This is a genomic window from Nocardia sp. alder85J, from assembly GCF_020176955.2.
Classification (GTDB): Bacteria; Actinomycetota; Actinomycetes; order Mycobacteriales; family Mycobacteriaceae; genus Nocardia.
The window spans coordinates 460,304-478,163 of sequence record NZ_JAIUCZ020000002.1 but is presented as its reverse complement, the minus strand read 5'-3'; the positions used below and the strand labels follow the sequence as shown (position 1 = coordinate 478,163).

Genomic DNA, 17,860 nt, shown 5'->3' with positions numbered 1-17,860 from the left:
CATGACAACGAATTCGCTGCGCGGACGGGTCGCGGTGGCCGGGATCGGCGCCAGCGAGTACTTCCGGCACGGCGGCTCGGACGAATCCGAGTTCGCGATGGTGCTGCGGGCGATACTCGCGGCCGCCGAGGACGCGGGTGTCGAGGTCGCCGACATCGACGGCTTCGTCGCCTACTCCAACGACGGCAGTAATCCGGTCCGGCTCGCCACCGCCCTCGGCATCCGCGAATTGCGGCTGGGCGGAATGCAGTTCGGCGGCGGTGGCGGTGGTTCGGCCGGGCACGTGGCCATCGGCGCCGCGGCGATCGCCGCGGGCCTGGCCGACTGCGTGATCGCCTACCGGGGTTGCCGGCAGGGCGAGGTGGGCCGCTTCGGCCGCGGCGTCGGGTACGGCGGCAGCGGCGGCGGGCCGGAGGTGTCCGGCTACGACCTCGGCGGCGCGGCGATGGGCCCGTACGGGGCGTTCGCCGCACCGCACAAGTACGCGTTGCGCGCCACCCGCATGATGGCCGAACACGGTGTGGGGCAGTCCACCATGCGCGCGGTCGCGATGGCCGCCTATCAGCACGCCCGCACCAATCCGGCGGCCGTGATGCGCCATCGCGGCCTCACCGCCGAGCAGTACGACGAAAGCCGTTGGATCGCAGAGCCTTATCACCTCTACGACTGCTGCCAGGAGAGCGACGCCGCGGCGGCGGTGCTGCTGGTCTCGGCGGAGCGGGCGCGCTCGCTGCGCCGGACTCCGGTCTATGTACTCGCCGCCGGGCAGAGCGGTGGTTACCGCTCCGGCGCGGGCGCGGAGAACAATCCGGACTACGCCACCGCCGGGTACCGGGACCTCACGCAACGGCTGTACCGGGACGCCGGAGTCGGGGTCGCCGACATCGACAGCTTCCAGATCTACGACAACTTCACCGCCGGTGTGGTGATGGGCCTGGTCGAGATGGGCGTGTGCAGTTACGCCGAGGCCGGCGAGTTCCTCACCGTGGCGAACTTGACCGCGCCCGGCGGTGTGGCGCCGCTGAACACCAGCGGCGGCAACTTCGCCGAGGCGTACATCCTCGGCATGGGCCACCACCTCGAGGCGGTGCGCCAATTGCGCGGCACCGCACCGAATCAGGTGCCCGGTGCTGTGATCTCCGCCGCCATGGGCGGCCCGATGACCTCGCTGACCAGCGGGGTGCTGTACGGAACGGAGGCCGCGCTGTGACCGCAGCCGCTCGCGAAAACACTGCGCTGCCACAGGTTTTCGGTGTTCCGGTGGCCCTGCCATCCGGCCTGGACCAGCCGTATCACGACGGGCTGGCGGCCCACGAACTGCGGTTGCAGCACTGCGAGTGCGGCACCTGGCAGTGGCCGCCGGAGGTGATCTGCCACCGCTGCCACCGATTCGATCCGGGCTGGCGCACGGCAGCCCCGGAGGGCGTGCTCTTCAGCTGGACCCGGGTCTGGCATCCGGCGCGCGAGGAGCTGGTGACCGCCGTGCCGTACGTGGTCGCGGTGGTGGAACTGCCTGCCGCGGGCGGGATCCGGCTGGTCGGCAATCTGCTGCTCGACGATCCGGGCGCCGGCCCGATCACCGTCGGCGCCGTGGTGCGCGGCGAATTCGCCGACCAGCAGGTGGGCAGACGCAATTACACCCTGCTGCAGTGGCGGCTCGTGGAAGGAGAGGACCGGTGAGCACACCGAACGGCCCCCTGGCCGGAATCCGGATCGTGGAGCTCGCGCAATGGGTGTTCGTGCCGAGCGCGGCGGCGATCCTGGCCGATCTCGGCGCGGACGTGGTGCGCATCGAGCATCCCCGGCACGGCGATCCGTACAACACGCTGACCACCGCCGGGACCGCCAACACCGCCGGCGCGCTGTCGGCCCGCTCCGCGCAGGCCAATCGGGGCAAGCGCAGCATCGGCATCGACCTGTCCGCACCCGGCGGCCGGGAACTGGCGTACTCGCTGATCCGCGACGCGGACGTGTTCATGACCAGCTTCCGGCACAGCGCCCTGGTGAAACACGGTCTGGCACAAGATGATCTGGCCGAGATCAATCCCCGGCTGGTGTACGCGCGCGGCGACGCGTTCGGGCCCGCGGGCCTGGACAGCGACAAGCCCGGCTACGACATCACCGCCTTCTGGGCGCGCGGCGGGGTCGGCGAACTGGTGACCGAACCCGGTGCGCAGCAGGTGGCCCGGCAGCCACCGTCGTTCGGCGACCGGATCGCCTCGGTCGGCCTGGCCGCCGGTGTGATGGCGGCGCTGCTCGGCCGGGAGCGCGGCGGCGACGCCCAGCCGGTCGGCGCGTCCCTGATGGGTGCGGCAGCCTGGGTCACCGCCAGTGAAATCGTCTCCGGCGCGGCCACTTCCGGTGAGAAATTGCCGATGCCCGCGCTGACCGGCTCGTATCGTTGCGCCGACGGCGGCTGGATCATGATCAACCTGATGCAGTCCGACCGCTACTGGGCCGAATTCTGCTCGCACCTCGGCGTTCCGGAGCTGGCCACCGAGCCGCGCTTCGCCGACGCCGCGGCCCGCGCGGTGCACACCGCCGAACTGCGTACCGCGCTGGAAGCGGCCTTCGCCCGCAACACCCGCGACCAATGGTGCGCGGTGTTCGCCGGATTCGCCGGTCCGTGGGCGCCGGTGCAGGCGGTCTCGGAGCTCGTCTCCGATCCGCAGGTGATCGCGAACGGATTCGTCTGCCCGGTCACGGATTCCGAGATGCAGCTGGTCCGGGCCCCGTTCACGGTGGGCGCCCCGACGGCCACGCTGCCGCGCGGCCCCGAACTGGGTGAGCACACCGAGATGCTGCTGCTGGAGGCCGGCCACGACTGGGACGAGATCGTCCGGCTCAAGGAGGCGGGCGTCATCACCTAACACCCCCTCGTCCCCGAACCGCCGAACACACAGGAGAGTCGGTCATGAACATGGCGACACCACCGGACCGGGAGGCCGCGGCCACCGGTGCGAACGACAGCGGCACCACCGAATTCGGGCTCAACGCCTGGGATCTGCGGCTGTCCCCGGCCGCGGTCGCCGCCGAGCTGGACCGCGTCGCGGGCCGGCTGCGGGCCGACTTCGCCGCGCGGCCACGGCCGGTCGCGGTGCTGGCCCGCAATTCCGGTCGCACCCTGATCGGCTATGCCGCGACGATCCTCTCCGGTGCGCCGCTGGTGCCGCTCAACGTGCACCTCCAACCCACCGAGATCGCGCACATGCTGGCGGAATCGGGTGCGGGCACACTGTTCGCCGGACCGGAGCTGCTGGACACGGCGCTGGCCGCCACCGCGGAGCTGCCCGAGGTGCGGGTGCTGACCTGGGCCACCGAACCGGGTGCCGGCTACAGCACGCTCGAGCAGTGGTCGGCCGGGCCGATGCTGCCCGAGGGCCCCGAATATCCGGTCGCCGCACCGATTCTCTTCAGTTCCGGCACCACCGGCCGCCCCAAGCGGACCCTGATGCCGCGCTCGATCTTCCCGCGCGGAGCGACCCCGGCCGAGTACCGGCGCTGGGCGACGACCAACCGATTCTTCGGGCAGGGAACACATCTGGTGTCCGGCCCGCTGTACCACTCCGGTCCGATTCAGGCGACCGCGCTGCTGACCGCCGGTGTTCCGGTGCATGTGCCGTGCCGCTTCGACCCGCCCGCGATCCTGGAAACCATTGCGCGCGAACGCATCGCGACCAGCCTGATGGTGCCCACCCACTTCATCCGGTTGCTGCGCGCCCGCGATGAGAGCCCGACCGGCTACGACGTGAGCTCGATCCGGCTGATCACCCAGACCGGCGCCGGCTGCCCGGAGGACGTCAAACGGGCCATGATCGACTGGTGGGGACCGGTGTTCCTGGAGACCTACGGCGGCACCGAATCCGGCGGCGTCTGCGCCATCGGCAGCGCCGACTGGCTGGAACATCCGAACTCGGTGGGCCGCACCGTGAACGGCTATCGCGCGCTGGTGGTCGACGAGACGGGCCGCGAACTGCCCGCCGGCAGCGAGGGCCGGCTGTACTTCGAGAACGCCGCGGGCTGGGGCATCGAATACGAGGACGCGCCGGAGCTCACCGCCGCCGCCAACCTGCGGCCGGGCGTGTTCACCCTCGGTGAGATCGGCCGGGTCGACGCCGACGGCTTCGTGTACCTGACCGACCGGGACAGCGACAAGATCGTCTCCGGCGGCGTCAACATCTACCCCGCCGAATCGGAGCGCGTGCTCGCCGAACATCCGGCGGTCGCCGATGTCGCCGTGATCGGCGTGGACGATCCGGAGATGGGCGAACAGGCCCTGGCCCTGATCGTCGCGGCCCCGGGGACGACCCCGACGGCGGAGGAACTGGTCGGCTACTGCCGCACCCAGCTGTCGGCGGTGAAGACGCCGCGGGTGATCCGCTTCGTCGACGCCATCGAGCGCACGCCGATGGGCAAGTTGAACCGGCGGGAACTGCGCCGGCAGTACGCCGCGGTGGGAGGACACTGATGGGCCCGCTGTCCGGTCTGACCGTCATCGACCTCACCCGCGCGCTGTCCGGGCCGTACGCCACGCTGCTGCTCGGCGGCCTCGGCGCCACGGTGATCAAGATCGAGGAGCCCGGCGGTGGCGACGTGGCCCGGGGCAATGTGCCCTATCTGGGCCGCGACGGGGTGCACCGGCTGCCGCAGCACGACGACGATCTGTCGATCCCGTTCCTGGAGCGCTGCCGCGGCAAACTCGGCATCACCCTGAATCTCAAACACCCGGAAGCGATCTCGGTGTTCGACGACCTGATCCGCGACGCCGATATCGTGGTCGAGAACTTCAGCGCGGGCACCGCGGATCGGCTCGGCATCGGGTACGCGCATGCGCGCGAGGTCAATCCGCGCCTCGTCTACACCTCGATCAGTGGCTTCGGCGCCGACGACGCCGGGGATTCGGGCAAGGCGTACGACGTCACCATCCAGGCTCTGTCCGGGCTGACGCTGGCCTCGGGCTCCGAGGGCGACGACCCGATCCGGGTCGGGCTACCGCTCGGCGACATGGTGGCCCCGCTGTTCGCGGTGATGGGCACGGTCGCGGCGGTGGTGCAGGCCCGCGAGACCGGGCAGGGGCAGCACGTCGACGTCTCCATGCTCGGCGCGCTCACCTCGATGGTGGCCGTCGAACCGTGGGGCGGGTACGCCGAGACCGGAATGTCCCCGCGCACCGGCAATTTCCTGAACCGGCTGGCGCCCTTCGGCATCTTCCCCGCCGCCGACGGGCAGGTGACGATCTGCGCCGCCAACGACCGCTTCTTCGCCCGGCTGCCCGCCGCGATGGACAGCCCGGAACTACTGACCGATCCGCGCTTCGCCACCCGCGCGCCACGGGCCGCGCACGCCGACGAGATCCACGCGATCGTCGCCGAGTGGACCTCGGGGCTGACCGTCGCGGAGATCTGCAAACGGCTTGCGGCCGCGGACATTCCGGCCTCCGAAGTGCGGACGCCGGAGGAGGCGGTACGGGATCCGCGGGTGCGGGCCCGCGGTGAGACGGTGCCGCTGGAACATCCGGACTACGGCGTGGCCGACCAACTGCACGGCAGCGGCCTGCCCATCGTCTTCTCCGAAACCCCGGCCGGATTCGACGGTCCCGCACCGCATCTCGGCCAGCACAACGACCGCGTCTACGGCGACCTGCTCGGCTACTCGACCGAACGCCGCGCGCGGATGCGCGACCAGGGCCTGCTGTAGCCACCGACGAAAGAGAAATCCCATGAGCGACTACCGATTCATCACCTACACTCTCCTCGACGAGGGCCGGGTGGTCCGAATCATGCTGGACCGCCCCGACGTCCGCAACGCGCAGAACCGGCAGATGCTGGTCGAACTGAACGAGGCGTTCCTGCGCGCGGAGGCCGACGACGAGGTGCGGGTGGTCATCTTCGGCGGCACCGGCCCCATGTTCTCCTCCGGCCACGACCTCGGCACCCCGCTGCGCGTCGAGGAGCGCGAGCCCGGCCCGAACCAGCACATCACCCACCGCACCAACGGCGGCACCCGGGTCGGGGCCGAGCACCGGATGTTGCAGGAGTGGCACTACTTCTTCGAGAACACCCGGCGCTGGCGCAATCTGCGCAAGATCACCATCGCCGAGGTGCACGGCAACGTCTACGCGGCCGCGCTGATGCTGATGTGGAGCTGCGACCTGATCGTGGCCGCCGAGGGCACGCGGTTCGCGGATGTGGTCGGCGCCCGGCTGGGCATGTGCGGCGTCGAATACTTCGCGCACCCCTGGGAATTCGGGCTCCGCAAGACCAAGGAGCTGATGCTGACCGGTGATTCGATCGAGGCCGAGGAGGCGTACCGGCTGGGCATGATCTCCAAGCTGTGGCCGCGCGAGGAACTCGCCGCCAACACCGAGGAATTCGCGAAGCGGATCGCGAAGACGCCGACCATGGCGGCGCTGCTGATCAAGGAGTCGGTGAATCAGACCCAGGACAACATGGGCTTCTACAACGCCCTCAATGCCTGTTTCAGCCTGCACCAGCTCAACCACTCGCACTGGGCCGAGGTGCACGACGACAAGGTGGCCCGGGCCCACGAGTCCGACGGCGTGCCGAACTGGAAGAACGCCGGTCCGGTCCGCCCGGCCGTGCGGGACCGGGTGATCGCCGACGTGGAGCCGGCATGACGATGGAGATCGAACCGGCCGAGGACCAGCGGCTGCTGCTGGACACCTCCGCCCGGTTCATCGACGACGCGTTGCCGCTCACCGCGATCCGCGCGCTGGCCGACGGCGCGCCCGCCGACCTCGGGCACGTCCCGGCGGCCGCCGAACTGGGCTGGTTCGCCATGTTCGTGGACGAATCCCTCGGTGGCGGAAGCGTTTCCGGTGATCCGGTGACCGATGCCGTGCTACTCGCGCTGCTGCGCGGCGGGCGGCTGCTGCCCGAACCGTTCGTGGCCGGCAATGCCGTCGCGGCGGCCGTGGCCGCCGCGGGCAGCGACGCGCAGCGCCGGGCCGTGCTGCCGGAGCTCGCCGCCGGCAAGACCCGCGCCACCCTCGCGGTCACCGGCGACGCCCTGTGGGGCGGAACCACGCTGCTCGCCGAGGCGGCGGGCGCGGATCTGACGCTGACCGGCAGCGTGATCGTCGACGACGCGGCCGCGGACTGGATCGTGGTCACCGCGCTGTCCGGAGAGGAGGCCGTGCCCGTCCTGCTCGAGACCGGCGCTCTGCCCGCCGGACGGCCCCTGGCCTGCCTGGACCTCACCCGGCGGCTGGAACGGATCACCCTGGACGGGGTCCGGGTGCCGCGGACGGCGGTGCTCACCGGCGCGGTGGAACGCCTGCGCACGGTGGCGGCGCTGCTGGCGGTGGCCGGGACCGTCGGCGCGCTGGACCGGCTGTTCGAACTGACCCGGCAGTATTCGCTGGACCGATTCGCCTTCGGCCGCCCGATCGGCTCCTTCCAGGGGCTGAAACACCTGATGGCCGATATGAGCGCGGTGGTGGAGTCGATGCGCGCGGTGCTGGCGGGCGCGACCCGCGCGGTCGCCGCCGATCTGCCCTACGCCGCCGAGACCGTCGCGATCGCGAATACCTATGCCGGCGAACGCACCACGCGGCTGGTGCAGGACTGCCAGCAGGTGTACGGCGGCATCGGATTCGCCTGGGAGCACGATCTGCACCTGTATCTGCGCCGGGCCGCCACCGATGTGGCGCTGTACGGCAGCACCGATTTCCATCGCGGCCGGATCCTGGCCGCGCACGCCGAGGAATGGCAGGAGGCCCGGTGACCGCGCCCGCCGAGAGCATCGAGGAATTCCGGGCCCGGGTCCGGGCCTGGCTGCCCGGAAATCTGGACCGCCGCCCGGCCACCGCGCCGGATCCGTATTCCGAGGCGCACATCGCCGAGCACCGGGCCATCCAGCGCCGCCTGTTCGACAGCGATCTCGCGGGCCTGACCTGGCCGGTCGAATACGGTGGCCGGGGCCTGCCCGCGGCCTACGAGCGGGCCTTCGCCGAGGAGGCGGCCGATTTCGTCACCCCGTATTTCGGCATTCTGAGCACCACCACCTTCGGGTCCTGTGTGCCGACGATGCTGCGGCACGCGACACCGGAATATCTGCACCGGCACGTGCCGCGGGTACTGCGCGGCGAGGAATTGTGGTGCCAGTTCTTCTCCGAACCCGCGGCCGGTTCGGATCTGGCGGGTATCCAGACCCGGGCCACCCGCCGCGACGACGGTTCCTGGACCCTCGACGGCGCGAAGATCTGGAGTTCGCTGGCGCATCTCGCGGATTGGGGCATGTGCCTGGCCCGCACCGATTGGGACGTCCCGAAACACCAGGGCCTCACCTGGTTCGGCGTGCCGTGCGACGCTCCCGGCCTCACCGTCCGCCCGATCCGGCAGATCGGCGGCGGCAGCGAATTCTGCGAGGAATTCCTCGACGGCGTGATCGTGCCCGACTCCGACCGCATCGGCGAGATCGACCGCGGCTGGTCGGTCACCTCCACCCTGCTGGTGTTCGAGCGCGGTGCGGGCCGTCCCGGCGCCACCGAGACCCCCGACGATCCCGGCCCACTGGCCCCGGATCTGGTGGCGCTGGCCCGCCGCACCGGTCGCCTCGGCGACGCCGCCGTGCTGCGCGCGATCGCCTCCGCACACGTCGAGAGCTATGCGGTCGCCCAGCTCGAGGCACGGATCGCGACGCTGTCGCGGCAGGGCCGGGCCGATTCGGGGATCGCCGCCTACGGCAAACTGGCGAAGGCCGCCGCGACCGCCGCCAGGGCGCGCACCGCGCTCGACCTCGGCGGCGCGGACGCCGTGCTCTGGGATCCGGAGCAGCCCGGCGCCGACGCCACCGCGCACGCCTTCCTGGAGAGCAAGAAGCCGTCGGTCGCGGGCGGCACCGAGCAGATGCAGCGCAACGGCGTCGCCGAGCGAGTGCTCGGCCTGCCCCGCGAACCCGCCGCCGACGCGAAGCTGCCGTTCTCCGAGGTGCTGCGCCGGGCCCGGGAATGGCGGCAGCCGTAATGCGGGGGTCCACGCGAACGGCGGAGATCGAACCCAACGACTCACGGTGCGCACCGGAGTCGCCGACCATGTGCAAGGTGGTGTGAAGTGGCTTTTCCGATGAAAGAGCTCGATGTCCACAACGAGCTGCTGGGCAACCACGAGGAGCTGGAACGGGTGTACCGGGAGGAGGGTTATCTCTTCTTCCGGGACGTGCTCGACCGCGACGCGGTGGCGGCCGTCCGGACCAAGTACTTCTCGATCCTCGTCGACGACTACGGTGTGGTCGACCCCGGTCTCACCGAACCGATCTGGAACGGCAAGGACGTCAGCGAATTCCCGGTGAAGGTCCCGGAGATCTACGGTTCCGGCGTCTGGGAGGAATTCACCGCGAACCCGAAGATCCACAATTTCTTCGAAGCGGTCGTCGGCGAGCCGATCGCCTGGGTGCCCAGCACCGAATACCGGTTGAATCCGCCGGTCCCCGAGGATCCGGAGGATTACGTCGCCGGTCGCCATCAGGACGGTTTCTTCAACGAGGGCATTCCGTTCCGCACCTGCTGGCTGCCGTTCAGCCATATCGATGCCGACTGCGGCGGCGTGGCGATCGCCCCCGGTTTCAGCAAGCACGGCTACCTGCACGACTGGGATTCGCCGCCGAAATACGGCATTCCGGCCGGGGCCGTGCCGGATGCCGCGTGGGCCCGCGCGAGCGTCTACCACCCCGGTGACGCCCTGATCTTCGCGGAGGCCACCCCCCATTCGGGCCTGGCCAACCGCTCGGACCGGTTCCGATTGTCGATGGACATCCGAATGTCGCCGAAGTCCGCCCCCCAGCCCGTCGTCGGCGTGCTGTCGGCGGTCACCGACGACTCGATCACCCTGGACACCGCCGAGGGCCCGGTCACGCTCTTGGTGAACGAGCGCACCTATCTGCGGCTGAAGGACGGCGCGCAGCTGCCGCGCGAACGGATCACGGAGATCCTGGAGCCCGGCGAGAAGATGATGGCCGGCCGCAACGGTGATTACGCCCTGGTGGTCCGCCCGCAGAAGGGCTGACCTGTCGAGCACCGGGCAGTTTCACCTGCCCGGTGCTCGACATCGCTTACCGCTCAATGCCCTTCGCCGGAATGCCGGGACAGCCAGACCCGGCCCTGCACCCCGACCAGATCCACCAGGTCCTGCTGCGCGATGTTCATGTCGAACAGGTGCAGCCCCCAGTTCGCCGCGGGCACGGTGGGCAACGAGGCAGCCGGCGGCACCCCGCCGACCCCGCCGCCGTCGACCAGCAGCACCCGGGGCCCGTCGGTGGTGCAATAACCGTGGTAACCGGAAACCTTGCGCCCGTAGATGATCGACCGAAACGGCGTGTCGGCCGCCGACCCGGGCGCCGCCGGATCGGTGCACAGCACCTCGTAATCCGGCCCCGACGGGAAGTGCCCGCGCGTGCCGTAGACCGCCGGATCATCCGGTGACACACCGAAATTGGTGTCCGGCGGCGGATTCTCGGCGAAGGTCGACCAGGCCAGCACGCAACCGGCCTGCTCACGCCCGGTGCACGCGGGCACCGAGGCGAAATCACCACCGGTCGTCTTACCTGCTGCGACAAGCACATTGGCCCCCGGAATGATCGCCGACACCAGCAGTTGCTGCAACGGTGTCCCATCGATGCGGTTCCGGATCAACGCCCGCAACATCATCGACCCCTGCGAATGCCCGATCAGCACCACACCACGCCCGTGGTTGTCGTGCGCGAGATAGTCCTCCCACGCCGCCTCGAAACTGTCGTACGCGATATCGAGCGCACCGGCCCGCTTCGCGCCCGGCGAGGTCAGCAATCCGGCGGCGGTGCTCTGCCGGTACATCGGCGCCCAGATATTGCACTGCCCGTCGAACGGCGCCGCCTGCTCGGCAGCGGCGAACCGCTCCTCGGGCTCGACGGTCAGATCCGAATTCGCCGCGGCCTGAGTGGAAGCCGTCGGATAGACATAGAAACAGTCGATCGGCGCCCCCGTCCCGCCACCGCACGGATCGTCGGACCCGCCGGGGCGGCACAACCACACGGTGGAACCGCCCCCGTCCACCGCCGGAACCGCCGCCGCCACACCGGTTCCCACCAGCAGCGCGGCGAATACCCCGCACAACAGTCGTAATCCCGTACGGACCAGGACCAACCGATCTCCGATATCCGGACCAGGTCCGGTGAACTTCCTCGATGCTCGCACGCGCCCAGCATCGCAAATCCGGCACCTACCGTCTTGAAGAAATGTTCCGCACCGCCTGCCCCGGCCACGCGACCTCGTCCACCGCCAGCCACGGCGCCGCCGCCACCGCCGCCGGCGTCATCCCCGCGAACGCCACCGCATCCCGATGCAGATGCGACTGATCGGCGAACCCGCACGCCACGGCCACATCGGCGGCGCTGTGCCCCGCCGCGAGGCAGTGCGCCACCCGATCGAACCGGATCAGATTGGCGGCCCGCTTGGGCGTGAGCCCGATCTGCGCCCCGAACCGCGCCCACAACCGCTTCCGGCTCCACCCCACCTCCTCCGCCAGCCGCTCCACCCGAATCCGCCCCCGGCTGTTCACCATTCGCCGCCACACGAACCCGATCTCGGGATCCACCGCCCGCCCCGCCTCGGCCCGCCGCACCAGCGCCGCCACCGCGATCGCGAACCGCTCGTCCCACGACCCCGCCGCGGACAACCGCTCCTGCACCCGCCCGGCCTCCCGCCCCCACAACTCCTCGAGCCCCAGCACCGCCCCCGAACACTCCCCACCGGCCCCCAGCACGGTATGCGCCACCACCGGCGACAACCGAATCTGGAGACAATCGGCCTCGTACCCGCATGCCGCCCGCACGGTCCCCGGTGCCAGCCCCACCACCGAACTCCCCCACGCCGACTCCCCACCGTCCCCATCGATGAGCAACGCCGAAGACCCGAAGTCGATGAACACGGTCAACGCCGGATAAGGCACCATCCGCAACTCCACGGCCCGATCCGTCCGCCCCCGAAACCCGGCCATCTCGACTCCCGCCGGACAACTCCCCCACCCCGGCACCGCGACATCGATCGACGCCGCGATCCCGGGCATCGCCACCTCGGTCTGCATACCGCCATCGTACGAGCGCCGCGCCGCGCCCTACTCTCGAAGCGAGACCGACTGCCGACGAAAGACATTCGCATACCGATGAGCACCGACGCGCCCACCCCTTTCGTGCCCGAGGATTTCGACGTTCCCGACCGCCTGGAAACCTCGGAATTCCGATTGGAACCACTCGGCCCGCAGCACAACGATGCCGATTACGCGGCCTGGACCGGCAGCATCGATCACATTCGTGCCACGCCCGGCTTCCCCGAACGTGATTGGCCGCCGTGCGGTGGAATGTCGCTGGAGGACAACCGGAACGATCTCGTACGACACGCCGATGACTTCAGCCTCCGGCGCGGGTTCACGTATACCGTCCTGGACGAATCCGGCGTCGTGATCGGATGTGTCTACATCTATCCGGACCGCACCGAACCCGGCAGCACAGATGTTCGTTCCTGGGTGACGGCCGATCACGCCGAATCGGACCGGACGGTATATCGCGCGGTGTTCTCCTGGTTGCGCGCGGAATGGCCGTTCGACAACATCGTCTACGCCGAGCGGCCGACGCGCTGATACCATCGCTCTCGCGGGGGACGATGAACGCCGATACGCCGAAACAAGCCGAGTAGCAGTCGATCTCGCGACTCACCACGCACAAGTGTGAATGCTCAACTCTATGAGCACCGAAGTGTGGCTCCGCACCGCCGCCTGTTGTGATGCCGTGAGAATGGGTACCCACTCTCCGCCCCGGTTCTTGCCGTGCTCCCAGGTGCTGTGAACCGAGAGTGGCGGATTCGACACGAAGATCACGGAAGCCGCCGTGCACAGATCCTCGCTCTGTCCCGCCGCGACGAAGATATGGTCGCGGCCGGGAGATGCTCGCTCATCATCCGCCGGCGGTGGATCGAGCGCCGTCAGACGGACCGTCGGCACCGAAACCGCTGTCAACACAGCAGGATTCGGAGCTGGGCCGATGAAATACACATCGGCCTCCGGTGGATGGCCGCCGTCGTCCACGTCGAGAACCGCGGTACGAACGAACCCGGTGACGGCTGCCGCGTCTGCGATCCGATGAGCCGCGGTGGGACGGTTACGCTCGAACTGGTAGCGATGATAACCGAACGCCAGAATACCCATGGCGATGACCAGCAGAAACAGAAAGCACCCCAGCCAGAACCAGCGACTGTTGCGAATCCTCACTCGTATTTCCTGTGAGCGCCCCCATTTTCCACCGGCGTCGTAGCCGGACCTGAGGTGTACGCCGTGCACCTGCGGATCGGGCCACCGGGCGAACCTGTCCCCGTGCATCGGCCTGCGGCCGGGATCGGCTGGAACGCAGGCGATCTCCGGGTACGACAGCGTCTGGAGTCGTGGATGATGAGCACCGGCGTGGATGATGAGCACCGATGACACGGACGGATTCAAACGTGTTCGTTCTCCGGGGAGAGCTCTTCCGCAAAGTCGTAAAGTTCGACGATCCACCGCACTGACAGGACTCGGTGCACACCCCGAGCGGATTGCCGCGCATCACCGTCCCATCCCGCCGCTATCCCGGCGAGGGCGGCAACCGCCCGCACATCGTCGGAATCGCACGATACGGGTGACGCGCTGGAATGGGACGACACGGAACTGCGCAGTGCCGCAGCGCGACCGGCACGGGTGCGCATCTCCGCTGCCCCGACGGCGTGGACATCGAATACGTGCGGTGGGACGACGCCGTGCGCACGGCGGTACTGGGGTGACAGCGGTTCCGAGGTGGCACGTTGTGCGTTTCATAAGCCGTTGCCAAGGTCGGGGCGATTCACTGCTCACACAGGCACGGAAGCCCTCGGGGTGGGTGCGATCGACAGCGGCAGAGAGGGATTCGGGATGGATGTGCAGGAGAGCCAGGGCGGGACGCGGGAACAGTTCATGGCGGCGGGGTGGTATATCGACCCGGCCGAGCCGAGTGTGCAGCGACGCTGGGACGGTTACGGCTGGACTGCCGATATCGCGCCGGCACCGCCGCAGGCGCCGGTCGTCGAGGGGGGCGGGGATCTGGCGGGGGCGATGAATCGGCTCTGGCGGTTCAACACCTCGTCGTTGTCCGCGCTGCTGGTGTGTGTGGTGTATCTGGTGCTCGAAAGCTATACGAACATCGTGATGTTGGGCCTGATCCCGATCTCGCTGTCGGTTCAGGCGGTGCGGCGGCGTGAACCGCTGTGCATCGCGGCGGCGGCCGGTTCGGTGATCTTTCTCGTGGCGCCGTTCCTGTTGTTCCGGCACTGATTTCGGTCGATCACCTCGTGGCGCCGGGGATCGACGCGGAGGCGAGAAACACCCGTCCACCTCCCGATCAGCCCTGCGCGGCAACCGCGGCATCCCCTCCGGACCGCACCACGAACCCACCGCACCGACGGTCGAGTCCTCCACCGTCCCCGCCTCACTAGGCCGGCTCCGGCCGGTCCGCGTCCACCACCAGCAGATGCTCCAGTAGTTCGGCAGACCCGGTGTTCGCTGTGGTGACCGCGCAGTAGCGGTAGGCGATTCGATGCCGGTCGTCCGCCAGTGCGGTCGGCAGCGGGCCGAGTGCTTCATCGATACTGCGCACGCGTGCGTCCATCGACAGTGCGGCGCCGGCCCGGTGGGCGACCGCGCGCCGGGTCGCGGCGGGCAGTTCGGCGATGAGGACGAGCATGCGGCAGCGGGCCGGGCAGCGAGCGCAACCGGGCAGTTCGCGGGGTGGTGTACTCGCCAGCAGTGCCGTCAGATCTCGGTGCGCCGCCTCGAAGGATGCCGAGTTGTCCTCGGCGGACAACCATTCCGAGCACAGCCGGCCCAACGTCGCGGCCACCCGCTCGGCGTCGAGCAGGACCGCGGCCCGTCCGCCACCGCCGAGCGCGTCGCGCCGATCGGCGGCGGCCCGGGTACTCCAGCGATGCGCCGATTGGCTTGCCGCACAATACGCGACGGGTGAGTAGCCGTCGCTGTTGCCGGTTCGCCACGGCCGACGCCACGTATCCCACGCCTGCCAGGCGGTCTCGCGGTCGCCGAGCAGAATCGCGCGGAAGGCCGGCCACAGTTGCCGGTCGGTGTCGTCTTCGGCCTGCGCCCGGCGACCGGGTTCGAGCAGTGTGCACGGCGCCGGGCACCGCGCGCACGCCGAATTGCGATGCAGATAGCCGAGATCGATGACCGGTACGCGGACGGTCCCGGTGGCGGAGGGCAACGGCGTGACCCGGACCAGCACCGCGGAACCGATCCGATCGTCGTGGACGACGGCCTCCCCGGGATGCAGACCGGCGAGATGGCGGTTCTGGTTCTGGTCCAGGTTCGTCGCCGCGGCGACCACGGCACGGTCGTCGGGTGCGGCGAGCCGGTGCAGGATCTTGATGTTCGAGTTCTTCAGGATATCCGGGGCGAGCTTGGTGGGAATCTGATCCGCGACGATGAAACCCTCACCATAGGAACGCATTTCGGCAAGCATATCGGTGAACAGAGTGACAGCCTTGGCCTGGGCATCCGGCGACTCGGGTCCGCCCGCCGCCCGCGGCGCACGCAACAGCCGGTGTGCTTCTTCGATCAACGTGAGGTGCCGAAGCTGCTCACCGGCGGCCGGTGACCGGTGCTGCCGACCGGCCTCGGCGAACTCGTAGAGCCGGGACAGCAGCAGCGCCATGACGAACGCCTTCTCCTCGTCGTCACCGAGGTTGCGCAGTTCGATGACGCAGGGCGCCTCGAACAGTTCGTCGATCGGCACCGACCGGGTGGTGTCGAGCGTCATCCCCTTCGCGCCCACCATGAGGCTGCGCAGCCGGGACCGCAATGCCGCACCCAGGTTCTGGTGCACTTCGCGGCCGTATTGCCGGCCTTCGAGCACCTGCTCGATCTTGTCGTGCAGATCGGTCATCGACGGTAGCAGCGCGTAGCGTTCCATCGGCCCGGCCGACCGGTCGAGGTAGTCGTTCTGCGAGGTGTGCAGATTCCAGCCCCGCTCGGTGTAGATATCGAGCATGGCCTCCTCCAGCACGTAGGACATGCCGGCGAACATCGGGAAGGAGGCGTTGAACACGGCTTTCAGCAGATCGATGTGCCGCAGCAGCGGCACCCCGGGCTGCGGCTCGAACGGATTGAGCCGCAGCGGCCGGCCGTCGTCGACGCCGATGGTGAACACCCGCAGCCGATCCTGCAACCGGGGATGCTCACGCAGCCTGCGGTATTCGGCCTTGACCGGTTCGATGACCAGGAACGGCAGGCCGAGTTCGGTGTAGCTCTCCAGCAGCAGCCGTTGCGCCGTCGTGGTTTTGCCGTAGCCGGTCATGCCCGCGATCAGCACATGGCGGTTGAGCGCCTGCGAGGTCAGGGTGACCGGCCCCAGCGAGCGTCCGGCCGGGTCCTGCAACGCCCCCAGCACGATCGAGGAATCCGTGGGTGGTGCTGCGGTCAAAGCGAATTCGCCGATCTCCCGGCGTGGCAACCCGGGGATCTCCCGGCGCGGCGGGGTGACCAGGATCGCGAGTTCGTCGGAGGTCATACAGGTGGCGAGGGCGTCGAAGGCGGGGCCCAGCGGGTGGCCGATCCCGCGCGTCGCCGGATGCAGCGCGATCGACCGGCCGCGGGTCGCCGCCGAGCGGACGAGATGCGCGGGCACCGGGACGACGCGCATCGGATCGAGGAAAGTGCTTGTGCCGCTGGCGATACCACGCACCGCGCCGGCCACGGCGGCGGCGGTGGCCGCACTGTCCGCGAAGAGATAGATCGAGGTCCGCCACCACCCCGACGAACGCGCCGCCTGCAATCTGACGCTGTGATGGGTCAGCAACTCCTCACAGGCCTCGGCACCGGCATCGAGGAGATCCGTTGTCTCGCTGTCGGTCCGGTTGGTGCTCGCCGTCTCGGTGACCGAGGTCCGCGGCTCCCGGAACACCAGATTGGCCGTGGAGGCCATGCCCATCAACGCGGTCATCGCCGGCATCGGGAGGCTTCCGGCGATCCCGCAGAACGCCGCCAGACCGGCCAGCGCGAGCGGCACCGCCACCTCGCCGGCGCGCTGCCGTTCCGGGGTCGTCGTGCCGGTGCTGCTGCCGCTGCCTTCGGCGTGGGATACGGTGCGGCGCACCAGGGTATGGATTTCACTGCGCAGCTTCCGGCACCGGTCCAGCGTCTCGTCCAGCGCGGTGGCGGGCAGCGGTTCGGCGACGACGACCAGTGCGTACTGCCGTCCGGCGGCGGCCGCCGCGAGCCGGTCGATGTTCTGGAACACCGACGAATCCGCCCCGGCGCGGATCGAGGGCACCCCGGTCATGACGGCCGTCGCCGGAGCGGTGCGGAGAAAATCCGCCAGTTCGAGGCTCGCGGTATCGCCGAGCACCGCCGGCGGGGTGAGCACCAGGCCGGGAATGTGCGCGCGCAGCGCCCCGGACTGCCCGTCGAGGAACTCCTCGGTCGACTCGAGCGAGCCGTCCGGCAGCCGCCGGCCACCCACGAAGATCCGGTGCCGGTCGGCCGTTCCGTAGCTGACGGTGATCATGGCATGGCCCTGACCGTGCGTGCCGGTCAGCATGTGCGGCATGGCACGCGTCCAGTCCTCGCCCGGCTTTTCCTTTGCCATGCCGACGATTTCGCACAACTGCGGCGGGACGTTGTCGGCGGCGATGTCCAGGTTCCAGGTTCGTGGCTCGAAGTCGTGCAGGTAGCGCCGCTCGAGCAGCGCGATCAGGATGTCCGGCAGGTTCATCCCGAATTGGGTTGCCTGCGCGAGCGTCAGCCGGGGGGCGAGCAGCGGGAGATCATCGATCATGATGGGGTCCTGACGGGGGAGA

Annotated in this window: 15 protein-coding genes; 11 read left to right on the top strand and 4 right to left on the bottom strand. The window is 69.5% G+C overall.

Annotated elements, in window-relative coordinates:
• The first annotated feature begins 1 nt into the window (after position 1).
• The 9 genes from LBW94_RS08355 to LBW94_RS08315 all read left to right on the top strand — a co-directional run bounded on the left by LBW94_RS08355 (position 2) and on the right by LBW94_RS08315 (position 10,025).
• Positions 2 to 1,210 carry a thiolase C-terminal domain-containing protein gene (locus tag LBW94_RS08355; RefSeq protein WP_225055378.1) on the top strand — a complete coding sequence of 403 codons (1,209 nt, stop codon included), beginning with the start codon at positions 2 to 4 and terminating at the stop codon, positions 1,208 to 1,210.
• Positions 1,207 to 1,680, top strand: coding sequence for a Zn-ribbon domain-containing OB-fold protein (locus LBW94_RS08350; RefSeq protein WP_266270289.1), 474 nt, complete (start codon positions 1,207 to 1,209; stop codon positions 1,678 to 1,680). The genes LBW94_RS08355 and LBW94_RS08350 overlap by 4 nt, the downstream gene beginning before the upstream one ends.
• Positions 1,677 to 2,870 carry a CaiB/BaiF CoA transferase family protein gene (locus LBW94_RS08345; RefSeq protein WP_225055374.1) on the top strand — a complete coding sequence of 398 codons (1,194 nt, stop codon included), beginning with the start codon at positions 1,677 to 1,679 and terminating at the stop codon, positions 2,868 to 2,870. Before LBW94_RS08350 ends, LBW94_RS08345 begins: the two co-directional genes overlap by 4 nt.
• A 44-nt stretch (positions 2,871 to 2,914) precedes the next feature.
• The gene (locus tag LBW94_RS08340; RefSeq protein ID WP_225055372.1) at positions 2,915 to 4,468 is read left to right on the top strand and encodes an AMP-binding protein; all 1,554 of its coding nucleotides are present in this window, start codon (positions 2,915 to 2,917) and stop codon (positions 4,466 to 4,468) included.
• Positions 4,468 to 5,697 carry a CaiB/BaiF CoA transferase family protein gene (locus tag LBW94_RS08335; protein WP_225055371.1) on the top strand — a complete coding sequence of 410 codons (1,230 nt, stop codon included), beginning with the start codon at positions 4,468 to 4,470 and terminating at the stop codon, positions 5,695 to 5,697. The genes LBW94_RS08340 and LBW94_RS08335 overlap by 1 nt, the downstream gene beginning before the upstream one ends.
• A gap of 22 nt (positions 5,698 to 5,719) precedes the next feature.
• The gene (locus LBW94_RS08330) at positions 5,720 to 6,637 is read left to right on the top strand and encodes an enoyl-CoA hydratase (protein WP_225055369.1); all 918 of its coding nucleotides are present in this window, start codon (positions 5,720 to 5,722) and stop codon (positions 6,635 to 6,637) included.
• Positions 6,634 to 7,746 carry an acyl-CoA dehydrogenase family protein gene (locus LBW94_RS08325; protein WP_225055367.1) on the top strand — a complete coding sequence of 371 codons (1,113 nt, stop codon included), beginning with the start codon at positions 6,634 to 6,636 and terminating at the stop codon, positions 7,744 to 7,746. The genes LBW94_RS08330 and LBW94_RS08325 overlap by 4 nt, the downstream gene beginning before the upstream one ends.
• Positions 7,743 to 8,987, top strand: a complete 1,245-nt coding sequence (locus LBW94_RS08320; RefSeq protein WP_225055366.1) for an acyl-CoA dehydrogenase family protein — start codon at positions 7,743 to 7,745, stop codon at positions 8,985 to 8,987. Before LBW94_RS08325 ends, LBW94_RS08320 begins: the two co-directional genes overlap by 4 nt.
• An 87-nt stretch (positions 8,988 to 9,074) precedes the next feature.
• Positions 9,075 to 10,025: a phytanoyl-CoA dioxygenase family protein gene (locus LBW94_RS08315; protein ID WP_225055364.1), complete on the top strand. Its 951-nt coding sequence runs from the start codon at positions 9,075 to 9,077 to the stop codon at positions 10,023 to 10,025.
• Positions 10,026 to 10,078: 53 nt separating this feature from the next.
• Here the strand turns inward: LBW94_RS08315 and LBW94_RS08310 are convergent, their stop codons facing one another.
• Positions 10,079 to 11,191, bottom strand: a complete 1,113-nt coding sequence (locus LBW94_RS08310) for a DUF3089 domain-containing protein (RefSeq protein ID WP_225055362.1) — start codon at positions 11,189 to 11,191, stop codon at positions 10,079 to 10,081.
• 25 nt (positions 11,192 to 11,216) lie between these two features.
• Complete coding sequence (locus tag LBW94_RS08305) at positions 11,217 to 12,080, bottom strand: helix-turn-helix domain-containing protein (protein ID WP_266270282.1); 864 nt, start codon at positions 12,078 to 12,080, stop codon at positions 11,217 to 11,219.
• Between the two features lie 78 nt (positions 12,081 to 12,158).
• Here LBW94_RS08305 and LBW94_RS08300 point away from each other — a divergent pair, with 78 nt between their 5' ends.
• Positions 12,159 to 12,632, top strand: coding sequence for a GNAT family N-acetyltransferase (locus LBW94_RS08300; protein ID WP_225055360.1), 474 nt, complete (start codon positions 12,159 to 12,161; stop codon positions 12,630 to 12,632).
• A 72-nt stretch (positions 12,633 to 12,704) separates the two neighbouring features.
• Here the strand turns inward: LBW94_RS08300 and LBW94_RS08295 are convergent, their stop codons facing one another.
• Positions 12,705 to 13,472, bottom strand: coding sequence for a hypothetical protein (locus LBW94_RS08295; protein WP_225055358.1), 768 nt, complete (start codon positions 13,470 to 13,472; stop codon positions 12,705 to 12,707).
• Positions 13,473 to 13,928: 456 nt separating this feature from the next.
• Between LBW94_RS08295 and LBW94_RS08290 the strand changes: the two genes are divergently transcribed.
• Positions 13,929 to 14,327, top strand: coding sequence for a DUF2510 domain-containing protein (locus tag LBW94_RS08290; protein ID WP_225055357.1), 399 nt, complete (start codon positions 13,929 to 13,931; stop codon positions 14,325 to 14,327).
• A gap of 157 nt (positions 14,328 to 14,484) precedes the next feature.
• On the opposite strand, the gene LBW94_RS08285 is transcribed toward LBW94_RS08290, so the two are convergent.
• Positions 14,485 to 17,838, bottom strand: a complete 3,354-nt coding sequence (locus LBW94_RS08285; RefSeq protein ID WP_225055355.1) for an ATP-binding protein — start codon at positions 17,836 to 17,838, stop codon at positions 14,485 to 14,487.
• Positions 17,839 to 17,860 lie beyond the last annotated feature (22 nt).